This window comes from Corynebacterium haematomassiliense, from assembly GCF_013978595.1.
In the GTDB taxonomy this organism is placed as follows: domain Bacteria; phylum Actinomycetota; class Actinomycetes; order Mycobacteriales; family Mycobacteriaceae; genus Corynebacterium; species Corynebacterium lehmanniae.
This window is the reverse complement of the sequence record NZ_JACDTZ010000001.1, coordinates 1644267-1666375: the sequence shown is the minus strand read 5'-3', so window position 1 is coordinate 1666375 and position 22109 is coordinate 1644267. Positions and strand designations below refer to the sequence as shown.

Genomic DNA, 22109 nt, shown 5'->3' with positions numbered 1-22109 from the left:
CGCCATGACTGCGACACGCGAACAAGCGGACGAACTTCTCAAGGGCATCGCGGGGCCCCACGCCGCCCTGCGCGACGACCAGTGGACGGCCGTCGATTCCCTCGTTAACCAGCGCAAACGCATGCTAGTGGCGCAGCGCACGGGCTGGGGAAAATCGGCGGTGTACTTTATCGCCGCGAAGCTGTTGCGCGAGGCGGGCGAAGGTCCGTCGATTATCGTCTCGCCGCTGCTCGCGCTCATGCGCAACCAGGTCGAAGCGGCCGCACGCGCCGGCATCCGGGCGGCCACGATCAACTCCGCGAACATGACGCAGTGGGAGGAGATCCAGGCAGACGTCGACAAGCTGGACCTGCTCCTGATCAGCCCGGAGCGCCTCAACGCGCCGGGCTTTCGCGAGGAAGTGCTGCCACAGCTCGCGCGGTCCGTCGGCATGCTGGTTGTGGACGAGGCCCACTGCATCTCCGACTGGGGGCACGATTTTAGGCCGGATTACCGGCGCATTTCTTTGCTTATCGACGACCTCCCGGCCAACACCCCCGTCCTGGCCACCACCGCAACGGCGAACGACCGCGTGGTGGCCGACGTTGTTGCTCAGCTGGGCGAAGGCACCGGCGTGCTCCGCGGCGGGCTGGACCGCGAATCCCTGTCACTGAACGTGGTGCGTTTGGGTGACCCCACCCAGCGCGCCGCCTGGATCGCGCAGTACCTGGCGCAGGTGGAAGGCTCCGGCATCATCTACTGCCTCACCGTGGCTGCCGCGCACGACCTGGCGGAGGCGCTGGAGACCGCTGGGTGGAACGTGGCCGCCTACACCGGCCGTACGGAGGCGGAGGAACGCGAGCGCCTCGAGCAGGCGCTGATCCACAACGAGCTCAAAGCCCTGGTGGCCACATCGGCGCTCGGCATGGGCTTTGACAAGCCGGACCTCGGCTTCGTGGTGCACCTGGGCGCGCCGAGCTCCCCGGTGAGCTACTACCAGCAGATCGGCCGCGCCGGGCGCGCCACCGACCACGCCGAGGTGGTGCTGTTGCCCGGCCCGGAGGATCAACGCGTGTGGGAGTACTTCGCGTCCGTGTCCATGCCGGAGGAGCCGGTGGTGCAGCAGCTGCTGGGCGCGCTCGGCGATGATCCAATCTCCACCCCGAAACTCGAAAACGCCGTGGACTTGTCGCGCACACGCATTGACCAGGCGCTGAAAGTGCTGGACGTTGACGGCGCGGTGCAACGCGTCAAGGGCGGCTGGGTTGCTACCGGTGAGTCTTGGGCCTACGACCACAAGCGTTACGACGGCCTGGCGGACGCCCGCGAGCGCGAACAAAACCTCATGCTGGCCTACGAGTCCACGGACGCCTGCCGCATGGTGTTTTTGCGCAGCGAGCTGGACGATCCGACGATCGGGGAGGGGGAGCGCTGCGGGCGCTGCGACAACTGCACCGGCAACCACCTGCCCACCGACGTGGACCCGGCGCTCGCCGAGCGCATCGACGCCCGCCTGAAGGCCCCCGGTGTGCCGCTTTCCCAGCGCAAGATGTGGCCGACAGGCTCCGCGCGCCGCGGCAAAATCAAGGGCGTACTCGGCGGCAAGGCGCTGGGCCGGCTCAACGACGTCGCCCGCGGCCCCGCCCTGGCCCAACTCTTGCGCGACAACGCTTACCGCCCCGCCGAGAATTGGCGCGACGACCAGTGGCTGACCCGCTTCGTCGCCGTGCTGGCGGACTGGGACTGGGACACGCGCCCGGCCACAGTGGTGGCACTCGGCTCGGCGGACCCGGCACGGGCGGAGATGGTCGCCTCCACTGCGGAGGCGCTCGCCCGCGTGGGGCAAATGGCTTACGGCGGGGCAGTGCAGGCCGGCGGGGCAGAGGTGGAGGCGCGCAACTCCGCCTTCCGTGTCAACGCGCTGGATAGGTACTTCGACTACTCGGGGCTTGCCATGGCCGAAGGACCCGTGCTGCTGCTTACCGGCGAGGTGGACTCCGGCTGGTCGGTCACCGTCGCCGCAGCCGATATCGCCGAGCGTTTCGGTGTGGAGGTGCTACCGCTGGCGTTCGCCTCACGCGCGTGAGGTCCTCGCCGCCACGGTCTGCGCAACGGCCGTGCCCAGCAGGATGAACAGGCCGATCGGGAGAAGGTACAGGAAGAGGTTGATGGTGGGCAGATCCATGCCCGCCTGGTATTCCTGCCAGCTCGAGTCGGCGACAGAGCCGAAGCCCACGGCAAGGCACGCTGTGGCGATCCAGACGGCCACACCGTGCGCAGGGCCACTCCGCCGCGCTGCCGCAGTGTAGGTGGCAGCCCATCCGACCGCTCCCGCTGCCGCAAGCACGGCGAGGACGGCGAAGGCGAGGCGGTAGGCCGCGAAGTCGAGATTGCCGCCAACCGTTCGCATCCCAGCCACGCACACTGCTGGAAACGCCACTGCAAAGACGAGGTAACTCCAGAGAATTGCTCGTGGGGACATGCGACGACGGTAACAAAAACACACCGGGTGCGCCCCTGTGACGGAATGTGGATAAGTGGTGGGTTATACAGCCTGGGTAGGGGTTAGATTGTCCACTCGAGTGGACATTTCGCGGTTGTCAAACGCCGTGGTCAACCGAGTTATCCACCTAAAACGTCACTCGGCGTGAGTTTGAAAATATACAGGGTGAACTGCGGAAATGTACCGTTGTCCAGTGGCTTGGAGTCTCGAATTCACACGAATTCCACACCGCAAACACCACCCCTGTGGAAAACTCACCCGCACATTCCCCAATTGTCCACACCCCCTGTGGATAACTCGGTTTGCGGTTTGCATTACGGGGTAGTCTCATACACACAGCGAAAGGGGAGCCCATGGGTGCAGACGACAGCTTCGACGACTACGTGCCGCCGCCGGAACCGGCCGCGGACTACGGGGACTTCAGCGACTCCGACTTTGACGCGTTCCAAGGCAACAGCGGTAACTCGAGGGGGAAAGGTGGGAGGGGCGGTAGCTCGTCGAGAAGCAACCGCTACTCCAACTTCAACCGCGGCAACAACGAGCTGCAGGAATACCGCACGCCGCCGCACGACGAGCTGGCGGAGCGCTCCGTCATCGGCGCGATGCTGCTCAACCCCGACGTCATCCTGGATGTGGCGGAAAGCCTGCGCCCGGACGACTTTTACTTTCCGGCGCACCAGCTGATCTACCAGGCCATCCTGGACCTGTTCGCGCAGGGCAGCAACGTCGACGTGCTCATTGTCGCTGGGCGGCTGGACCGCATCAACGAGCTCGAGCGCGTCGGCGGCGCGCCGTATCTGCACACGCTGATCTCCGAGGTTCCCACGGCGGCGAACGCCCGCTACTACGCGGAGATCGTGGAGGAAAAGTCGATCCTGCGCCAGCTGGTTAACGCCGGCACGCAGGTGGTGCAGCTCGGCTACGAGGGCGAGGAGGGCATGGAGGTCGACGCGATCGTCGACCATGCCCAGCAGAAGGTCTTCAACATCACCCGCAACCAGTCGGGCGAGGACTACCGCCCGCTGTCGGAACTGCTCAAGCCCACTATTGACGAGCTGACCATGATCGCCTCCGGCGGCGCGCTCGAGGCGGGCGTGCCCACCGGGTTCATCGACCTGGACAAGCTCACCAACGGCCTGCACGCCGGCCAGATGATCATCATCGCGGCGCGTCCCGGTGTGGGTAAATCCACGCTCGCGCTGGACTTCATGCGCTCGTGCTCGATCCACCAGAACAAGACGTCCGTGATCTTCTCGCTGGAGATGAGCGCCTCCGAGATCATCATGCGCATGCTGTCCGCGGAGACGGAGATCAAGCTCTCGGCGATGCGCTCGGGCCAGATGGAGGAGCGTGATTGGGAGAAGCTCACCCACCGCCTCACCGAGATTCAGGACGCGCCGCTGTTTATCGACGACTCGCCGAACCTCACCATGATGGAAATCCGCTCCAAGGCGCGCCGCCTGAAGCAGCAGCACGGCCTGGACCTGATTGTGGTGGACTACCTGCAGCTGATGAGCTCCGGCAAGAAGGTCGAGTCGCGCCAGCAGGAGGTCTCGGAGTTCTCCCGCCACCTGAAGCTGCTGGCCAAAGAGCTCGAGGTGCCGGTGATCGCCATCTCTCAGCTCAACCGTGGCCCGGAGGCCCGCACCGACAAGCGCCCGCAGCTGGCTGACCTGCGCGAGTCAGGCTCGCTGGAGCAGGACGCCGACATGGTGTTTCTGCTCTACCGCCCGGACTCGCAGGACCGCGACGACGAGCGCGCGGGCGAGGCGGACATCATCGTGGCGAAGCACCGCGGCGGCCCGATCGACACCATTCCGGTGGCGCACCAGCTGCACTACTCGCGCTTCGTCAACATGGCGCACGGCTAGTTAACCTGCCCTATGAACAGTTAGGCATGGCTTTCCAACGGTGACACGCTGCGGAAACGCGTTTATGCTTCAACAGCACAACGCAAAAGCTGCAAAGGAGAAAGCCATGACCGTGCGTTCCATGAACGGCCCCGCCGCCTGCGCGAGCACGGTGGCCAAGCTCGACCCGAGCATTACCGTCGCCAAGACGGGGGAGAACACGCTCCTGCTCAACCTGCCGCGCAACATCGAGGAGATCGACAAGGCGACGGAGGACAAGTCGCTGCTGTCGCGCATCACGCGCTTCTTTGCTTAGCGACGGGCTCCGCCTGAACTACGCAATCGCCACCCCACGCTGCTCAGGCAGCGTAAACGCCGCCGCGCAGGCCAGCGCGAAGGCGGCGGCGAACACGCCGAACACCGCCGTCGAGCCGCCGAAGGCGAGCACCGGCGGAACCACCAGCGGCGCGAGAATTGAGCCGATGCGGCCGAACGCCGCGCCCGCGCCCGTGCCGGTTGCGCGGATAGCGGTGGGGTAGAGCTCCGGGCCGATCGCGTACAGCGCACCCCACGCCCCAAGGTTGAAGAAGCTGAGCAGGCAACCCGCAGCGATGATCTGCCACTCCGTGCTGGCCATGCCGTACGCGAACGCAGCAATCGCCGAGCCCGCGAGGAAACTCGCCAGCGTGGTGCGGCGGCCCCACCGCTCGATGAGCCAGGCGGCCGCGGCGTAGCCGGGCAGCTGCGCCAGGGTGATGATCAGCGTGAAGGTGAACGAGCGAACCAGGGAGAAACCCTGCTCCACCAGCAGGGACGGGATCCAGATGAACGCGCCGTAGTAGGACAGCGACACGCAGAACCAGATAGCCCAAAATGCGGCGGTGCGCCCGCGCAGCTCCGGGCCCCAGATACCGCCATCGACGGGGTGTTCCTGGGCTGGCGCGGCGGTGTCGTACTGCGCGGGGTCAGCCTCGGCCTCGAACTCGCGGACGATCCGTTCGGCTTCGTCGTGCCGCCCCGCTGACTCGAGGAAGCGAACGGATTCCGGCAGTCCCATGCGCACGTAGATGGCGTACATCGCTGGCACCGCGCCGAGCGCGAAGCCCCAGCGCCAGCCGTTGTCGCTCTGCGCCACCACGAAGGTGCCGATGACGGCCGCCATGATCCACCCCACCGCCCAAAACGCCTCTAAGAGCACGACCATGCGCCCCCGGACCTTCCGCGGCGAAAACTCGCTGACCAGCGTGGAGGCTACCGGCAGTTCCGCGCCAAGCCCAAGGCCCACCAGGAAGCGGAACACCATCAGCGACGCCACGGACCACGCCAGCGCTGAGGCACCGGTGGCCAGCCCGTAGAGCAAGAGCGTTGCGGCGAAGACTTGGCGGCGGCCGATCTTGTCGGCGAGCAGCCCGCCCAGGCTCGCGCCGATGGCCATGCCCACGAACCCCACCGACGCAATCCACCCCGTGGTGGTGTTGTCCAAATTCCACTGCGCGGCCAGCGCGGCGAGGATGAAGGACACGAGGCCGATGTCCATCGCGTCGAGGGCCCAGCCGATCCCGGAGCCGACCAGCAGGCGCTTGTGTTTCGGGGTGACCGGCAGGCGGTCCAGTCGCTCAGTGCGAGTGAGCTGCGCAGAAGAGTTCATGCGGGGAGTGTAGGGCGCGCTCGCCCGCGCGTTGGCAGTTTTTATTCACCTGCTCCCGACGACACGGAGTTGAACGCCCGCAGCCGCAGCGAGTTCGACACCACGAACACCGAGCTGAACGCCATCGCGATGCCGGCGAGCATCGGGTTGAGAAAGCCCAGCGCCGCCACCGGGATGAGGATGACGTTGTAGGCGAACGCCCAGAACAGGTTGCCCTTGATCGTCTTCAAGGTCTTGCGCGACAGCCTGATCGCGTCCGCAGCCGAGGTCAGCGAGTTGCGCATCAGCGCGATGTCCGCGGCCTCGATGGCCACGTCCGTGCCCGCGCCCATGGCCAAGCCCAGGTCCGCCTGGGCGAGCGCGGCGGCGTCGTTGACACCGTCGCCGACCATGGCCACGTGTTTGCCCTCGGCCTGGAGGCGCTTGACCACCTCCACCTTGTCCTCCGGCAGGACGCCCGCGGTGACGTTAGCCGGGTCGATGCCCACTTCCGCCGCGACGGCCTCTGCCGCGCCGGCGTTGTCGCCGGTGAGCAGGTGAGGCGTCAGCCCCAGCTCCCGCAGCTGCGCCACGGCGTCGGCGGAATCTGCCTTCACGGTGTCGCGCACCGCGACGAACCCGGCCAGGGCGCCGTCCACCTCGACGGCCACCGGGGTCGCCCCTGCACGTTCGGCGTCTTCGAAGGCGCTGGCCAGACCGCCAAGCGGCACGGAGGGGCGGCCGACGCGGACCGGGTGGCCGTCGATAAGCGCGGACGCTCCCTTGCCCACCTCATTTTGGAAGTTCTCCGAGGCCGGCACCTCGCTGGCCGCCTCCACGATCGCGCGGGCGATCGGGTGCTCGGAGCCGGCCTCCACGCCGGCGGCGAGCCGCAGTACCTCGTCGGCATCGAAGCCGTCCGCTGCGACGACGTCCGCAACCCCCATCTCGCCCGACGTGATCGTGCCGGTCTTGTCCATGACCACCGTGTCCACCTGGCGGGTGGATTCGAGCACTTCAGGGCCCTTGATCAGCAGCCCCAGCTGGGCGCCGCGGCCGGTGCCCACCAGGATCGCGGTCGGGGTGGCAAGCCCAAGCGCGCACGGGCAGGCGATGATCAGCACCGCCACCGCCGCGGTGAACGCGTGGGCAACGCTATGGCCCACCAGGAGGTGTCCGGCCAGCGTCACAAGCGCAACCAGCACCACCACGGGCACGAAGACCTGCGAGATCTTGTCCACCAGCCGCTCCACCGGCGCCTTGCCGGCCTGCGCGTCGCGCACGAGCTTGCCCATCTGCGCGAGCGTGGTTTCGGCGCCGACCCGGGTGGCCTCCACCACCAGGCGCCCGGAAGTGTTCAGCGTGGCGCCGGTGACCGCGGAGCCCTCGGTGACCTCCACGGGCACGGACTCGCCGGTGAGCATGGATTCGTCCACCGCGGAGTGCCCGGAGACCACGCGGCCGTCGGTGGCGATCTTCTCGCCGGGGCGCACGATGAACGTGTCGCCCACCGCCACTTGGGCAATCGGCACGCGCACTTCCTTGCCGCCCCGGATCACGGCGGCGTCCTTGGCGCCCATGTCCAAAAGCTCGCGCAGCGCCTCCGAGGACTGCCCCTTCGCCCGCGTTTCAAACCACCTGCCTAGCAGCAGGAACGTAATCACCACGCACACGGACTCGAGGTAGATCTCGTCCATGCCCGCGTGCGACGGGAAGATGGACATCTCCATGGTCATCCCCGGCTCGCCCGCGTTGCCGAAAAACAGCGCCCACACGGACCACAGGTACGCCGCGGACGTGCCCAGCGTGATCAGCGTGTCCATCGTCGCCGCGCCGTGCTTCAGGTTCACCCAGGTCGCGCGGTGAAACACGCTGCCCGCGGCGAAAAACACCAGCGTCGCCGCCGCAAACGCCGCCCACTGCCAGTTGGTGAACTGCAGCGCCGGCACCATGCTCACCACCATCACCGGCAGCGAGACCAGCGCCGCCCAAATCGTGGTGCGTTTCAGCTTCTCGGCTTCCTCCAGGCGCGCGCCTTCGAGCTTCTCGCTTGTCGACGCCCCTCCGGCCGCCGCCGCGTCACCCCCCACCGCGTCATCAGTCATTTCAAACGCGTCGTACCCGGCGGAGCGTACTTCGTCGATAAGCAACTGCGACGACGCCTTCGCCGGATCGAAATCGACGGCGGCCGTCTCGGTGGAGTAGTTCACCGTGGCGTCCACGCCGTCGAGCTTGTTCAGTTTGCGCTGCACGCGCGAAGAGCACGACGAGCAGGTCATCCCCGTCACGCCTAGCTCGACGTGCTGCAATGCTATGGGGGTTTCAGTCATAACCCCCACTTTAGGCCCGGGCCGGGCCTAAGCGTTAGGCCAGTGTGTAACCAGCTTCTTTCACCGCGGCCGCGATGTCGTCGGTGGAAAAACCGTCACCCTCGACGGTGACAGTCCCGGTGGTGTGGTCCGCCTTCACAGCGGTCACACCGGCGACCTCGGAGATCTCCTCCTGCACGCTCATTTCGCAGTGCCCGCAGGTCATGCCCTCAACGTTGAACTCGCGTTCAGCCATGGTGTGTCCTCCTTATATCTCGATTACGTAGCCGGCGTTTTTCGCCGCCTGCACAATATCTTCGTCAGCGAAGGTGAAGCCGACAACGGTGAGGTGCCCGGCCTCGAGGTCCACATCTACCTCGTGGGTGCCGTCCACCAGCGACAGCTCGTCTTTGAGCGAATCGACCGCGACTTCGTCCTTCGGGCCCGAGATCCGGTACGTCTTCGTCATGGCTGCTGCACGCCTCCTGGTTTCCACTCGTTCCAGCCCGGCTTGGAATAGCTCGGACATTGTTAGGGTTGTACCCGTTGCAATCTCTACAACAATAACCAAAAGCTTTAGGGAGCGTACTTTGAGCACGATCGATGTAACCGATGACACTTTCCAGGACACCGTTACCCAAGACGGCATCGTGTTTGTGGACGCATGGGCGGACTGGTGCGGCCCGTGCAAGCAGTTCGCGCCGACCTACGAGAAGGCCTCTGAAAAGCACACCGATGTCACCTTTGCCAAGCTCGACACCGAGGCCAACCAGCAGGTGGCCAGGGGGTTGGACATCCGGGCGATCCCGACGCTGATGGCGTTCCGCGACGGCATCCTGATTTACCAGAACGCTGGCGCCTTGCCGCCGGCCGCGTTGGACGACCTTATCCAGCAGGTCAAGGACCTGGACATGGATGACGTCCGCCGCCAGATTGCCGAGCAGAACGCCTCCGAGCAGTAGGCCTTTTTATTCAGCGCCCGCGAGACGGGCGCTTTTTTCATGCGTACACTTGCCTAACGACGAACCCCACCACCGGAAGGACACTCCAATGGCGAACCCGTTTAGCAAGGGCTGGAAGTACCTCATGCAGTCGTTCGACACCAAGATCGACCAGAACGCAGACCCGAAGGTGCAGATCCAGCAAGCCGTCGCTGCTGCGAAGGAGCAGCACAAGGCGATCTCCGAGCACGCGGCCAACATCATCGGCAACCGGAACCAGCTGCAGATGAAGATGGAACGCCTGATCAAGTCCCAGGAGGATCTGCAGAACAAGGCGCGCACCGCCCTGCAGGCCGCGCAGAAGGCGGAGGCGGCCGGCGACGCCGAGAAGGCGCAGCAGTTCAACAACGCCGCCGAGGTCATCGCCACCCAGCTGGTGTCCGTGGAGCAGGAGCTCGAGCAGACCAAGCAGGCCTACGCGTCCGCCGACCACGCCGCCAAGGAAGCGCAGCAGAAGCAGCAGCAGTCCGAGGCGCACCTGAAGGAGCAGCTCTCCCAGGTCTCTCAGCTCGAGTCCCAGCTCAACCAGGCCCGCATGCAGGAGCAGACGGCCAAGACCATGGACTCGATGAACCAGTTCAACGACGACAACGTGCCCACCCTCGACGGTGTGCGCGACAAGATTGAGCGCCGCTACGCCAACGCCCTGGGCCAGCAGGAGCTGATGAAGGACTCCATGACCGACCGCATGGCCGAGATCGAGTCCGGCTCCACCGACGCTGCCGCCGCCAGCCGTCTGGACCAGATCCGCGCGTCCATGTCCGGCGAGCTCGAGGCCGGCTCCGGCGCGGGCGCCGGTGACGCGGACCGCCAGCTCGAGGCGGGCTCTGGTGAGGGCGAGGGCTCGCAGGGCGAGGGCGCCGACTCGGCCACCGACTCGGCCGCCGAGCAGAAGCCGTCCGGCAGCTCCCGCCGCGTCGCCGCCGACGCCCCGGAGACCTCCAGCACCGACAACGCCAACAACACCGACGACATCCTCGCCGACGCCGAGAAGTACATGCGCGACGAGGACTAACCGCCTCCAACTAGCAGATCACAAACGGCCGCCTGACAGATTACGGCGGCCGTTTGTGCTGACCTGGGGGTCGAGGGGCCGCCTGACAGATTCCGCCACGAAGTGTCGGCGCCCTCTGGCAAGTTTGTTCACTCGCCGGGAGCGGTTTGGTGAATTAGTTCCACTTGGGCGGTTGAATAATTCAATATCCCCAGGACGCTGGAAGCCCGCAGTCCGATTAGTTCACAAGCGAGTGAACTATCTTGCAAGAGGGGCGAAAAGGCGCCCCAAAGGGCCGAAGCCCCCGGGGGCGCCGTAGAAACGCCGGGACCGCGCGCTAGCTCTCCCGGCGGATGTTGATGAGTACGCCGCGGATGCCGGAGTGGAACCCGTCGCGGAGATTGACGCGCTGGGTCTCGGACAGGGTGTACTCGTGCAGGGTTTCGCAGGCGAACTGCAGCAGCGGCCGGTCGATCTCCGGGGGCAGCCCGCCGCCGGAGAGGAGGTGGGCGTTGTCGCGCTGTTCGCTGGAGGCGGCGTTTTCAAACCACCAGTTGGCGTACTGCTGGCCCACGTCATAGGGGGTTTGGAAGCCGGCGGAGGTCCACACTTCTTCGGGAAGCGGCACGTAGCGGGAGCGCAGCTTGCGGCGCGGAGCCATCATCGACGGCTTCGGCGCAGGCTTGGGGCCGGGCTTCGGCGCGCTCGCAGACGCATCCGAGTTGGTCTAAGCGAGCGACGCGGGCGTCGGCTTCGCGCTTTCGGCGGGTGCCGACGGGCCGGGCCGACGGGGCGGGCGCCGACGGGCGGTCGGGCTCGCTGGAGACGTTCTGGTTGCCGGGCTTGTTCGACTCGTTGTTGGCCTCCACCTGTGCCTCGGAAGGCTCGTCCATCTCTGGTTCGTCCGGGCGGTGGGTGCGTTGTTGCGAGGTCGGGGTGCCCACGATGTCCGACGGCTTCGGGGCGGCAGGGGCGGCGGGTGCGGCAGCAGGCGCCTGTCCCGGCTTCGGGGCGGACGAAGCACCCGCAGAGGCGGCATCCGAAGTAGCGTCCGAATCCGAGTTGTCCCCCGCAGCGCCGGCGTCCGGCCGGAGCGGGTCGGGGCCCAGCCCTGGAACCGCGGTGGGGCCGTCCGCCTCTTCGAGCGGAGCAGCGTCGTTAAGCGGGCGCTCCCTGATGCTGGGCGGGAGCGGGCCCTCGAGCACCTGGAGGCGCATGGCGTCGGCGAAGTCTTCGCGCGGGTCGAGGATGGTGGTGCTGTCGCAGGCGTGGCGCAGGGCGGAGGACATGGAGTCCCAGCCGAAGCCGTAGAGGTGCATGCGCGCGCCGCGGCTGGTCACTTCCTCGACGCCGGGGATCATGTCCGCGTCGCCGGAGACCAGCACGAAATCGGTGAATTTTTCGCTCACGCCGTTGACCACAAGGTCGGCGACGAGGCGGGTGTCCACGCCTTTTTGGGTGCGGCGCTCGCCCCACTCGATGAGTTGGCCGGTGCGCAGTTGCACGCCGTCGCAGGTGCGCAGCGCGCGCTGGTAGCGGTGCGGGCCTGAGTCGGGGATGCCGTCGTACCAGAACTGGCGGTGGATGGGTTGGTTGAGTTGGTTGGTGATCATTTTGCCGAGGGTTGCCACAACCTCCGGCAGGTCAATTTCTAACTGTGCGCGGGCGCCGATTTCCCACGAGTTGTAAAAGCTCGCGAGAAGGTATGACGTGTCGACGAACACAAGTGTGCGTTCAAGCATGGCTCCTAAATTCCGATTCTTTTTCGTTGCTAAGTTGCGTTACACGCACCATCTTGCCTGAAAAAGCTCAGTCATTCCACGTCGTATTTGTCACGGTTTCCTGCGAACTGGTTGCGCTCCCCCGGGCTGCGTGATAGTCAGTTAGTTACTCGAGTAACTAACCAATCAACCGGAGGGCAGGGCATGAACACAGAAGCAGAGCCCCTCTTCGTGCAGATCGCCAGCTTCGTCGCCGACCTCATCGTCGACGGCACATTGCAGCCCGGCGAGCAAGCACCGTCGACGAATCAGCTCGCCCAGTTTCACGAAATCAATCCCGCGACGGCGCGCAAGGGCCTTGCATTGCTTGTCGACGACCACGTGCTGGAAAAGCGTCGCGGCCTGGGCATGTTCGTCACCGACGGGGCCCGCGACCAGATCCTGGCGAAGCGTCGCGAGGATTTCGCCGGCGACTACATCGCCCCGCTCATCGACGAAGCCCTGCACCTGGGCTACACCCGCTCCGACCTCCACGACCTAATCGACCGCGTCGCAGAAAGCAGAGGCATGTACCAATGACCATCCACACCCGCGACCTGACCCGCAGCTTCGGTTCCAAGGACGTGCTCACCGGCGTCGACCTGGATCTGGGCCCCGGCATCCACGGCCTGCTCGGCCGCAACGGCGTGGGAAAATCTACGCTGCTGCGCATCCTCTCCGGTCAACTCAAACCCACCTCCGGCACCGTCGAGGTGTTCGGCGTGCGCCCCTTCGACAACGCCTTCGTCATGGACAACACGTGCCTGACCGGCGTTGATACCGCCTACCCGGGCACGTGGTCCGGCGCGGACGTGATCAAGGGTGCGCGGTTGCGCTACCGCACCTGGGACCAGCAGCTTGCCGACGCGCTGACCGCCGACTTCGCCATGGACCAGGCACTGGAAACCCGTTACGAGAAACTTTCCCGCGGCCAACGGGCCATGGTCGCCATCGTCATCGGCTTGGCATCCGGCACCGATCTTCTGCTCCTGGACGAGCCCTACGTCGGCCTGGACACCCACAACACCGAGGTGTTCTACCGCCACCTGCTGGACCAGGCGGACACCGGCCGCACCATCGTCATGGCCACCCATCACATCGAAGACGCCGCGAAGGTGCTGGATACGGCAGTGATTCTGGGGCGTGAGGGGGCCGTCGCAAAGCAATGTGCCCCTGAAGTCGCCGACGCCTTCGCGGTTGTGGGAGGGGAGCTTTTGCCTATCGACGCCGCGCCGCGCCACGCCCGCCCCGCCCGCTTCGACGACCTCATCGAGCACTACCTGGAGGTGTACTGATGAACACGACCTTGCCCGGATTCTTTCGCCACCAGTTCGTCGCGCCCTCGCTGTACAGGTTGCTGTGGATGGTGCCGCTGGCGGCGATGTTCGCGCTCGGCGCGACGATTACGGACCACCCGCTTACTGCGGTGATGACGCCTGCATTTGTGACCTTGTTTGTCATCGGCGCGCTCTCAATGGAAAAGACGGCGTACGCGGCCTACGGCATGCCGCGGGGTCGACGGCTACGACTGGCCGCGATGTCGGTGGTGCCGGCGGTGGTGATTGGCGCGGCCGTCGCGTTGCTGCTGCGGCCTGATTGGTTTGGAGTTGTGGGCGCCTTGGGGGCTGTGGCGATGGGCCTGCTCATGGGGCAGCGCTACGTCACCGGCGAGGTGCCCGAAGCGAGTGAGCGTGTTCGGCCGCGCTTAGGCTCGCGCGGCTTCCTTGTGGAGCTGGTGTGGACACCTCAGCTGCTCTGGGCATTCGGTATCGCGGCGGCGCATTGCGTGACGCTGTACCTGGCAAGCTTCATTGGTTCGGAGCCGCTCAGAGTGTGGATTGGGGCTTTGCCGCTGCTGGTTTGGTACGGCATGTATTGCATGCACGGCTCGGCAATCGCCGGAACAGACGTGGGCGCCAGCTACGGGGTGCCACGTCGGCGCTGGCTTGGAGTATCGCTCGCGGCAACAGTTGTCTCAGTGCTGCTTTATATGGTCGTTGTTGGTGTTGTCTCGAGTTTGAGCTGGGCCGCGGTGGTGGTCGGGGCGGCGGGTGCGTTCGCCTGCGCGGTGCTGGGATCGGTCTTGAAAGCCCGGCGCAGCGAAATGGGGCTGTATCCAACGATATTCCTATTTATCCCCATCTCGCGAGCCGTTGAAGTGGAAAGCTTCACGGACAGTGAGACCGTTTACGTCCTTGTCGTCGCCGGAGCGCTGTTGTTGGTTGGTGTAGTGATGCAGGTGGCGTATTTGGGTGGCTATATGAACCCCAAACAAGCGCTTAAGAACAGGTAGAAAACAGTCTGTGCGCTGCGGGTTTGTGTTGTGTGTGGGGTGTGTGTAACTTATATCGAGTCAGCGAGACCGACAACGCCCCGCTGGAAAGTGAGATTCTTTCCGGTTTGTGTGGCGGGCAGGAAAACAATCGCTGGCAGATTCCAAAGTCACTTGAGGCTGGTCCACTGTTGTGTGGGTTGGTTTGGGTGTGCTGGTGTTGTTTGAGAACTCGATAGTGTGCCAATGTACTTTTGTTGCGTGGGTGTGTTTGCCTGCCTCGTTTTGTGCACTGTGTGGTGTGCGCCCTGTTGTGGGTGTGTGCCGGTGGTGGCGTGGTTGAATTCCAATGATGGATCGCGTCATCTGTTTGGTTCAGTGTGCGTGGGGTGTGGTTGAACATGTTTCACGTATTTTTGGCCGACCCCTGTGTTTTCGACCCCGTCGGGTTGGGGGTTGGTTGTTGAACCTTTGTAATTTTTGGATTTTTGCCAGTCACTTGATGCCCTGGTTTTGGGTGTTGGTTGGTTTGTTTTTGGTTGGGTTTGGGCTTTTCACGGCCTGTTTCTTTCTGAAACTTTTTGTGGAGAGTTTGATCCTGGCTCAGGATGAACGCTGGCGGCGTGCTTAACACATGCAAGTCGAACGGAAAGGCTCCTGCTTGCAGGGGTACTCGAGTGGCGAACGGGTGAGTAACACGTGGGTGATCTGCCCTGCACTTCGGGATAAGCCTGGGAAACTGGGTCTAATACCGGATAGGACGATGGTTTGGATGCCATTGTGGAAAGTTTTTCGGTGTGGGATGAGCTCGCGGCCTATCAGCTTGTTGGTGGGGTAATGGCCTACCAAGGCGTCGACGGGTAGCCGGCCTGAGAGGGTGTACGGCCACATTGGGACTGAGATACGGCCCAGACTCCTACGGGAGGCAGCAGTGGGGAATATTGCACAATGGGCGCAAGCCTGATGCAGCGACGCCGCGTGGGGGATGACGGCCTTCGGGTTGTAAACTCCTTTCGCTAGGGACGAAGCGCAAGTGACGGTACCTGGAGAAGAAGCACCGGCTAACTACGTGCCAGCAGCCGCGGTAATACTTAGGGTGCGAGCGTTGTCCGGAATTACTGGGCGTAAAGAGCTCGTAGGTGGTTTGTCGCGTCGTTTGTGTAAGCCCGCAGCTTAACTGCGGGAATGCAGGCGATACGGGCATAACTTGAGCGCTGTAGGGGAGACTGGAATTCCTGGTGTAGCGGTGGAATGCGCAGATATCAGGAGGAACACCGATGGCGAAGGCAGGTCTCTGGGCAGTAACTGACGCTGAGGAGCGAAAGCATGGGTAGCGAACAGGATTAGATACCCTGGTAGTCCATGCCGTAAACGGTGGGCGCTAGGTGTGAGTCCCTTCCACGGGGTTCGTGCCGTAGCTAACGCATTAAGCGCCCCGCCTGGGGAGTACGGCCGCAAGGCTAAAACTCAAAGGAATTGACGGGGGCCCGCACAAGCGGCGGAGCATGTGGATTAATTCGATGCAACGCGAAGAACCTTACCTGGGCTTGACATACACCAGATCGCCGTAGAGATACGGTTTCCCTTTGTGGTTGGTGTACAGGTGGTGCATGGTTGTCGTCAGCTCGTGTCGTGAGATGTTGGGTTAAGTCCCGCAACGAGCGCAACCCTTGTCTTATGTTGCCAGCACGTTATGGTGGGGACTCGTGAGAGACTGCCGGGGTTAACTCGGAGGAAGGTGGGGATGACGTCAAATCATCATGCCCCTTATGTCCAGGGCTTCACACATGCTACAATGGTCGGTACAACGCGTCTGCGAGCCTGTGAGGGTGAGCTAATCGCTGTAAAGCCGGTCGTAGTTCGGATTGGGGTCTGCAACTCGACCCCATGAAGTCGGAGTCGCTAGTAATCGCAGATCAGCAACGCTGCGGTGAATACGTTCCCGGGCCTTGTACACACCGCCCGTCACGTCATGAAAGTTGGTAACACCCGAAGCCAGTGGCCTGTCATGGGAGCTGTCGAAGGTGGGATCGGCGATTGGGACGAAGTCGTAACAAGGTAGCCGTACCGGAAGGTGCGGCTGGATCACCTCCTTTCTAAGGAGCTTTTATTATTCGCCCGCAGTTGTGGGCCAAGTGTGTGTGGTTGAGTCGCCGAGTGTGCGACTGCCACGGAAGTATTTTTGCCGGGTGGAGACACACCTTCAAGGTCATGGTGGCATCGTCTGGATGGTGGTGCGGCTGGCCTGTGAAGGGGTTGTGCGCCGCGTGGTGCCTGGTGGGTGGATGCATCCGGTTTGCGTGACAAAAGATTATGCGTTGGTGCACTGTTGGGTGTCTGGGGCAGCACAAGGTTGTTCCTGTTGGGCCCTTGCGTGGATCGGCCACTGTGTTGTGGTTGGTTGTGTGTGGGGGTTGTGTTGTGTGAGAACTGTATAGTGGACGCGAGTATCTTTCTTTTTTGTGTTTTGGTGTTTGTACCTTGATTGTTTGTGTGTCCGTGTGTTTTGTTACGGGCGTATGGTGGATGCCTTGGCATGCTGAGCCGATGAAGGACGTGTGAGGCTGCGTTATGCCTCGGGGAGTTGCCAACAAAGCGTTGATCCGAGGATGTCCGAATGGGGAAACCCAGCACCAGTTGTGTGGTGTTACCCGCAGGTGAATACATAGTCTGTGTGGGGGTTGACGCGGGGAAGTGAAACATCTCAGTACCCGTAGGAGAAGAAAACAATTGTGATTCCGTGTGTAGTGGCGAGCGATAGCGGATGAGGCTAAACCGTGTGCGTGTGATACCTGGCAGGGGTTGCGTGTGCGGTGTTGTGGGGCGCAAATGGTGCAGGCTGTCAACTGCACGCGCAATGCGCACATATCAGCGGAAGCATCTGGGATGGTGCGCCGGAGTAGGTGAAAAGTCCTGTACGTGAAGGTGTGTGTGGTTGTGTGGTTTGTGTTTTCCCCGAGTAGCAGCGGGCTCGTGGAATCTGCTGTGAATCTGCCGGGACCACCCGGTAAGCCTAAATACTCAGTGTGACCGATAGTGAATTAAGTACCGTGAGGGAATGGTGAAAAGTACCCCGGGAGGGGAGTGAAAGAGTTCCTGAAACCATGCGCTTACAATCCGTCAGAGCACTTTTTTGTGTGTGATGGCGTGCCTTTTGAAGAATGAGCCTGCGAGTCAGCGGCATGTCGCGAGGTTAACCCGATTGTGGGGTAGTCGTAGCGAAAGCGAATCCGAATAGGGTGGCAAGTGGCATGTCCTGGACCCGAAGCGGGGTGATCTACCCATGGCCAGTGTGAAGCAGCTGTAAGAGGTTGTGGAGGCGCGAACCCACTTAGGTTGAAAACTGAGGGGATGAGCTGTGGGTAGGGGTGAAAGGCCAATCAAACTCCGTGATAGCTGGTTCTCCCCGAAATGCATTTAGGTGCAGCGTGATGTGAGCTTGCCGGAGGTAGAGCTACTGGTTGGTTGAGCGGGACTATCATCTTAGCGACGTCAGCCAAACTCCGAATACCGGTTTATAGTGGTGCATTGCAGTGAGACTGTGGGGGATAAGCTTCATAGTCGAGAGGGAAACAGCCCAGATCGCCGGTTAAGGCCCCTAAGGGTGTGCTAAGTGGAAAAGGATGTGGGATCGCGAAGACAGCCAGGAGGTTGGCTTAGAAGCAGCCATCCTTGAAAGAGTGCGTAATAGCTCACTGGTCGAGTGGTTCCGCGCCGACAATGTAGTGGGGCTCAAGCACACCGCCGAAGCCGCGGCAAACATTTTTGTTTGGGTAGGGGAGCGTCGTGTGTGGGGTGAAGCCGTACCGGAAGGAGCGGTGGACTGCATGCGAGTGAGAATGCAGGCATGAGTAACGAATGGCAAGTGAGAATCTTGCCCGCCGGATGACTAAGGGTTCCTGGGTCAAGTTCGTCTTCCCAGGGTGAGTCGGGTCCTAAGGCGAGGCCGACAGGCGTAGTCGATGGTTAACGGGTTGATATTCCCGTACCCGTATATGCGCGCCCAGTATCGAAGCGGTGATACTAACCACCCTGACCCGCCGACCGTTGCCATCCTTCGGGATGGTTGGTTGGTGGTGATGCGTGGGGCCTGATCCGTTGTAGGTCAGTGATGGGGTGACGCAGTGAGGTAGCCGAGCCGCTGATTGGATTGCGGTGCAAGCGTGTGGCACGACACCACGGTAAATCCTGGTGTTTTTTGTGTGAGGCGTGATGCGTAGCCCTTGCTTGGGTGATGTTGGTGATCCTGGACTGCCGAGAAAAGCCTCTAGCGATGTGCGTATACGGCCCGTACCCATAACCGACACAGGTGGTCAGGTAGAAAATACTCAGGCGAGCGGGTGAACTGTGGTTAAGGAACTCGGCAAAATGCCCCCGTAACTTCGGGAGAAGGGGGACCCGCACTAGTCAAGCACTTCACGTGCGGCAGCTGGTGTGGGTCGCAGAGAAGAGAGGGGAGCGACTGTTTATCAAAAACACAGGTCCGTGCGAAGACGGTTAAGTTGATGTATACGGACTGACGCCTGCCCGGTGCTGGAAGGTTAAGAGGACCTGTTAGGACGTCATGTCCGAAGCGGAGAATTTAAGCCCCAGTAAACGGCGGTGGTAACTATAACCATCCTAAGGTAGCGAAATTCCTTGTCGGGTAAGTTCCGACCTGCACGAATGGCGTAACGACTCCCCTGCTGTCTCAACCACAGGCCCGGTGAAATTGCAGTACGAGTAAAGATGCTCGTTTCGCGCGGCAGGACGAAAAGACCCCGGGACCTTCACTATAGCTTGGTATTGGCATTCGGTGCGGTTTGTGTAGGATAGGTGGGAGACGTTGATGCATGCACGCTAGTGTGTGTGGAGTCGTTGTTGAAATACCACTCTGACCGTAGTGGATATCTAACCTTGGCCCATGATCTGGGTTGGGGACAGTGCCTGGTGGGTAGTTTAACTGGGGCGGTTGCCTCCCAAAATGTAACGGAGGCGCCCAAAGGTTCCCTCAGCCTGGTTGGCAATCAGGTGTTCAGAGTGTAAGTGCACAAGGGAGCTTGACTGCGAGACTGACTAGTCGAGCAGGGACGAAAGTCGGGACTAGTGATCCGGCACCTACTTGTGGATGTGGTGTCGCTCAACGGATAAAAGGTACCCCGGGGATAACAGGCTGATCTTCCCCAAGAGTCCATATCGACGGGATGGTTTGGCACCTCGATGTCGGCTCGTCGCATCCTGGGGCTGGAGTAGGTCCCAAGGGTTGGGCTGTTCGCCCATTAAAGCGGCACGCGAGCTGGGTTCAGAACGTCGTGAGACAGTTCGGTCTCTATCCGCCGCGCGCGTTGAAACTTGAAGAAGGCTGTCCCTAGTACGAGAGGACCGGGACGGACGTACCTCTAGTGTGCCAGTTGTTCCGCCAGGAGCACGGCTGGTTGGCTACGTACGGAAGGGATAACCGCTGAAAGCATCTAAGCGGGAAGCCTGTTTTAAGATGAGGTTTCATTTGAGGTTCCCAGAAGACGACTGGGTTGATAGGCCGGACCTGGAAGCACAGTAATGTGTGGAGGCGACCGGTACTAATACACCAATAAACACACGCATCGTCGCACACCAACCAAGGGTGTGAACACCGCGAAACAAACACAAGCAAGAGCAACATGCTCCGCGTCCACTGTGCAGTCACTGACACAACACACCAACACCACACACAGTGTTGGCCGACACAATTACATACTGCTGACATGATCAGCCGTACACGCCCCCACAGGTGTGTCGGTGGTTGATGGCGGCGGGGAAACGCCCGGTCCCATTCCGAACCCGGAAGCTAAGCCCGCCCGCGCCGATGGTACTGCCCCCGGGAGGGAGTGGGAGAGTAGGTTACCGCCGACCCAACAACTTCACACAACAAGCACCCGCCACACAACCATTTGTGTGGCGGGTGCCTTCTTTTGGTGTTGCATGTTTGCGGGGTTGCGCATTGCGGACAACACGACCGACACCAACAATTGGTGTGCACCCACAAGCACCCGGTGTCGTGCGGACTTACGCATTGCGGACAACCCCGCCCGCACCCATCATTGGCGGGAACCCACGAATTTCCGTACCCGAGCAAACTTCGCATTGCGGACACCAGCGACACCGCCAACAATGGGTGGACACCAACGGACCTGCCGTCCGGTAGGCGGGGTTTCGTAAAAGCTGACAACAGCGTTTTGCAACCTGGAGAAACACGGGGTGAAAACCGGCCGCTCGTCAACTTCTGCGAGACACCTCTTCCGGCGCCCTTGCGGACGCCGCATTGCGGACAACCACACCCGCACCCATCATTGGCACCAAACTCCGCATTGCGGACAACGGCGGTGCCGCCAACTATGGGTGCACTCCAACGAACTTGCTGTCCGGTAGATGGGGTTTCGCAAAAGCTGACAACACCGATTTGCGACCTGGGGAAACGGTCGCCGGATACCGGCCGGTCGTCAACTTCTACGAGACCACCCCCAGGCTGCCGGCGCCATTGCGGACTCCGCATTGCGGACAACCCCGCACACACCCATCATTGGCCCGCACCCACGAATTGTACGAATCGACGAAACAACCCGCCTCCCCAGAATTCACCTGGGCAAACGTGGCAGCGCTGTCGATTCGTGCACAACCGGTACGCCGCACGTCGCCGCAGGGGCCCCTTAGCTGAGCAGCGGAGACCACCCCCCAGGCTGCCGGCGCCCCTGGGAAATCCGCCGTGCGGACTTCCGCATTGCGGACAACCACGGCCCCACCAACAATGGGTCGACACCCACCAACGCAAGTCAAAACTTCCGGCGCGGAGGAGTCGCAGCTACAGCACAGGCCAGTCGTCGCTGAGCTTGAAGTCCCGAACGCACCCGCTCAATGGGTCGGTGAACTCTAGGCCGGTGCACCTGAGCAGCATCGGTACGGCGAAGTCCTCGTCGTCGGCGGGCAACAGTGTGGGGTAGATGCGGTCGCCAAGAATTGGGGCGGCCTCCGCCATCATTTGCACGCGTAGCTGATGTGTGCGTCCGGTTTCTGGCTGCAAAACATACCGCCCTAGGGCGCCTGCAACCCCGTAGCGCTTCTGCAACGACGCCTCCAGGTCAGGGTCGAGGCGGGAAACGCTGTCAACCACTGTCGTGGCGTTGGGTTCTTCGCCGGGCACCAGCCTCGCTGCGGGTTCGCCGGACTGTTTGGTGAGGTGGTGGTGCCAGGGGGTGGCCGGAGGGACGTCGTGAAGCAATGCGATTGCTTGGTACTCCTTGCGTACCTCGCGGCGCGCGAAGAGCTCCTGGTAGGCGCCGCGGATGGCGCGGCGTTTGGTCAGGAGAAGGAGCCCTGAGGTGGCGCGGTCGAGGCGGTGCGCGGGCGTGAGCTCTTCGTTCCCGGTGGCGCGCCGCAGCCGCACGGTCGCGGTTTCGGTGATGTGGGAGCCGCGGGGCATTGTGGCGATGAATGGCGGTTTGTCCACGACGAGAAGGTCGTCGTCCTCGAACACTGTGGTGATCTGGTGGGGGACGGGCTTTTCGGGGGCCGGGCGGCGGTAGAAGAACACGTCGGTGCCCGGTTCCAGCAGGTCATCCGCTGCAATGGGGGACCCATCTCGCTTTACGACGAGACCTTCGGTGAACCTCGCCAGCACCCCATCCACGTTGTCCTCGGGGTGGCGGTGGCGTTGGGTGGACACCAGTTCCCAGATGAAGTCGGCGGCCGTGATGCCTGGGCCTTCTGGCACACGCGCGCGGGAGGCGCCGAGGCCGTCGCGGGGCGGCAGCGGCCCCGTCTTCTGAGTCTTCTTCCGTGCCATGCTGTGTAGTAGATTA

The 22109-nt window shown here is 62.8% G+C and carries 15 protein-coding genes, 3 rRNA genes and 1 pseudogene; 11 read left to right on the top strand and 8 right to left on the bottom strand.

Features of this window, described 5'->3' with window-relative positions; genetic code table 11:
- Nucleotides 1–4 precede the first annotated feature (4 nt).
- The gene (locus tag H0193_RS07845; protein ID WP_181889300.1) at nt 5–2065 is read left to right on the top strand and encodes a RecQ family ATP-dependent DNA helicase; all 2061 of its coding nucleotides are present in this window, start codon (nt 5–7) and stop codon (nt 2063–2065) included.
- On the opposite strand, the gene H0193_RS07840 is transcribed toward H0193_RS07845, so the two are convergent.
- Nucleotides 2054–2398 carry a hypothetical protein gene (locus H0193_RS07840; RefSeq protein WP_181889299.1) on the bottom strand — a complete coding sequence of 115 codons (345 nt, stop codon included), beginning with the start codon at nt 2396–2398 and terminating at the stop codon, nt 2054–2056. The two genes, H0193_RS07845 and H0193_RS07840, sit on opposite strands and share 12 nt — an antisense overlap.
- Before the next feature lie 437 nt (nt 2399–2835).
- On the opposite strand from H0193_RS07840, the gene dnaB reads away from it, so the two are divergent.
- Nucleotides 2836–4353 (top strand): replicative DNA helicase, encoded by a 1518-nt coding sequence (dnaB, locus tag H0193_RS07835; protein ID WP_181889298.1) that lies wholly within the window; start codon nt 2836–2838, stop codon nt 4351–4353.
- Between the two features lie 106 nt (nt 4354–4459).
- Nucleotides 4460–4648, top strand: coding sequence for a hypothetical protein (locus tag H0193_RS07830; RefSeq protein ID WP_070844554.1), 189 nt, complete (start codon nt 4460–4462; stop codon nt 4646–4648).
- A gap of 18 nt (nt 4649–4666) precedes the next feature.
- Here H0193_RS07830 and H0193_RS07825 read toward each other — a convergent pair whose 3' ends face one another.
- Genes H0193_RS07825 through H0193_RS07810 form a run of 4 tightly spaced genes read right to left on the bottom strand, consistent with a single transcriptional unit; the run spans nt 4667 to nt 8737 of the window.
- Nucleotides 4667–5980 (bottom strand): MFS transporter, encoded by a 1314-nt coding sequence (locus tag H0193_RS07825; RefSeq protein ID WP_181889297.1) that lies wholly within the window; start codon nt 5978–5980, stop codon nt 4667–4669.
- Nucleotides 5981–6021: 41 nt separating this feature from the next.
- Nucleotides 6022–8289, bottom strand: coding sequence for a heavy metal translocating P-type ATPase (locus tag H0193_RS07820; protein WP_181889296.1), 2268 nt, complete (start codon nt 8287–8289; stop codon nt 6022–6024).
- Nucleotides 8290–8323: 34 nt separating this feature from the next.
- The gene (locus tag H0193_RS07815) at nt 8324–8524 is read right to left on the bottom strand and encodes a heavy-metal-associated domain-containing protein (protein ID WP_181889295.1); all 201 of its coding nucleotides are present in this window, start codon (nt 8522–8524) and stop codon (nt 8324–8326) included.
- A gap of 12 nt (nt 8525–8536) precedes the next feature.
- Complete coding sequence (locus H0193_RS07810) at nt 8537–8737, bottom strand: heavy-metal-associated domain-containing protein (RefSeq protein WP_070472153.1); 201 nt, start codon at nt 8735–8737, stop codon at nt 8537–8539.
- Nucleotides 8738–8858: 121 nt separating this feature from the next.
- Between H0193_RS07810 and H0193_RS07805 the strand changes: the two genes are divergently transcribed.
- Both H0193_RS07805 and H0193_RS07800 read left to right on the top strand, forming a co-directional pair.
- Complete coding sequence (locus H0193_RS07805; RefSeq protein ID WP_181889294.1) at nt 8859–9230, top strand: thioredoxin family protein; 372 nt, start codon at nt 8859–8861, stop codon at nt 9228–9230.
- An 88-nt stretch (nt 9231–9318) separates the two neighbouring features.
- Nucleotides 9319–10284: a PspA/IM30 family protein gene (locus tag H0193_RS07800; protein ID WP_181889293.1), complete on the top strand. Its 966-nt coding sequence runs from the start codon at nt 9319–9321 to the stop codon at nt 10282–10284.
- Nucleotides 10285–10600: 316 nt separating this feature from the next.
- Here H0193_RS07800 and H0193_RS12375 read toward each other — a convergent pair.
- Together H0193_RS12375 and H0193_RS07795 are read right to left on the bottom strand one after the other, a co-directional pair.
- A pseudogene (locus H0193_RS12375) lies at nt 10601–10951 on the bottom strand (NYN domain-containing protein); the annotation flags it as partial.
- On the bottom strand, nt 10839–12005 hold the full coding sequence (locus tag H0193_RS07795; RefSeq protein WP_236883435.1) for an NYN domain-containing protein: 1167 nt from the start codon (nt 12003–12005) through the stop codon (nt 10839–10841). The pseudogene H0193_RS12375 and the gene H0193_RS07795, both read right to left, overlap by 113 nt.
- Before the next feature lie 183 nt (nt 12006–12188).
- On the opposite strand from H0193_RS07795, the gene H0193_RS07790 reads away from it, so the two are divergent.
- The 6 genes from H0193_RS07790 to rrf all read left to right on the top strand — a co-directional run bounded on the left by H0193_RS07790 (nt 12189) and on the right by rrf (nt 20166).
- Nucleotides 12189–12563: a GntR family transcriptional regulator gene (locus H0193_RS07790; RefSeq protein ID WP_181889292.1), complete on the top strand. Its 375-nt coding sequence runs from the start codon at nt 12189–12191 to the stop codon at nt 12561–12563.
- Nucleotides 12560–13318 carry an ATP-binding cassette domain-containing protein gene (locus H0193_RS07785; protein WP_181889291.1) on the top strand — a complete coding sequence of 253 codons (759 nt, stop codon included), beginning with the start codon at nt 12560–12562 and terminating at the stop codon, nt 13316–13318. Before H0193_RS07790 ends, H0193_RS07785 begins: the two co-directional genes overlap by 4 nt.
- The gene (locus H0193_RS07780; RefSeq protein WP_181889290.1) at nt 13318–14316 is read left to right on the top strand and encodes a hypothetical protein; all 999 of its coding nucleotides are present in this window, start codon (nt 13318–13320) and stop codon (nt 14314–14316) included. The genes H0193_RS07785 and H0193_RS07780 overlap by 1 nt, the downstream gene beginning before the upstream one ends.
- A gap of 559 nt (nt 14317–14875) precedes the next feature.
- A 16S ribosomal RNA gene (locus H0193_RS07775) occupies nt 14876–16391 on the top strand.
- A gap of 403 nt (nt 16392–16794) precedes the next feature.
- A 23S ribosomal RNA gene (locus tag H0193_RS07770) occupies nt 16795–19878 on the top strand.
- Between the two features lie 170 nt (nt 19879–20048).
- Nucleotides 20049–20166 (top strand): 5S ribosomal RNA (rrf, locus tag H0193_RS07765).
- The 16S, 23S and 5S rRNA genes sit together here, the layout of an rRNA operon.
- 946 nt (nt 20167–21112) lie before the next feature.
- Here rrf and H0193_RS07760 read toward each other — a convergent pair.
- A complete protein-coding gene (locus H0193_RS07760) occupies nt 21113–22093 on the bottom strand; it encodes a pseudouridine synthase (RefSeq protein ID WP_236883434.1) in 981 nt (326 codons plus the stop codon).
- Nucleotides 22094–22109 lie beyond the last annotated feature (16 nt).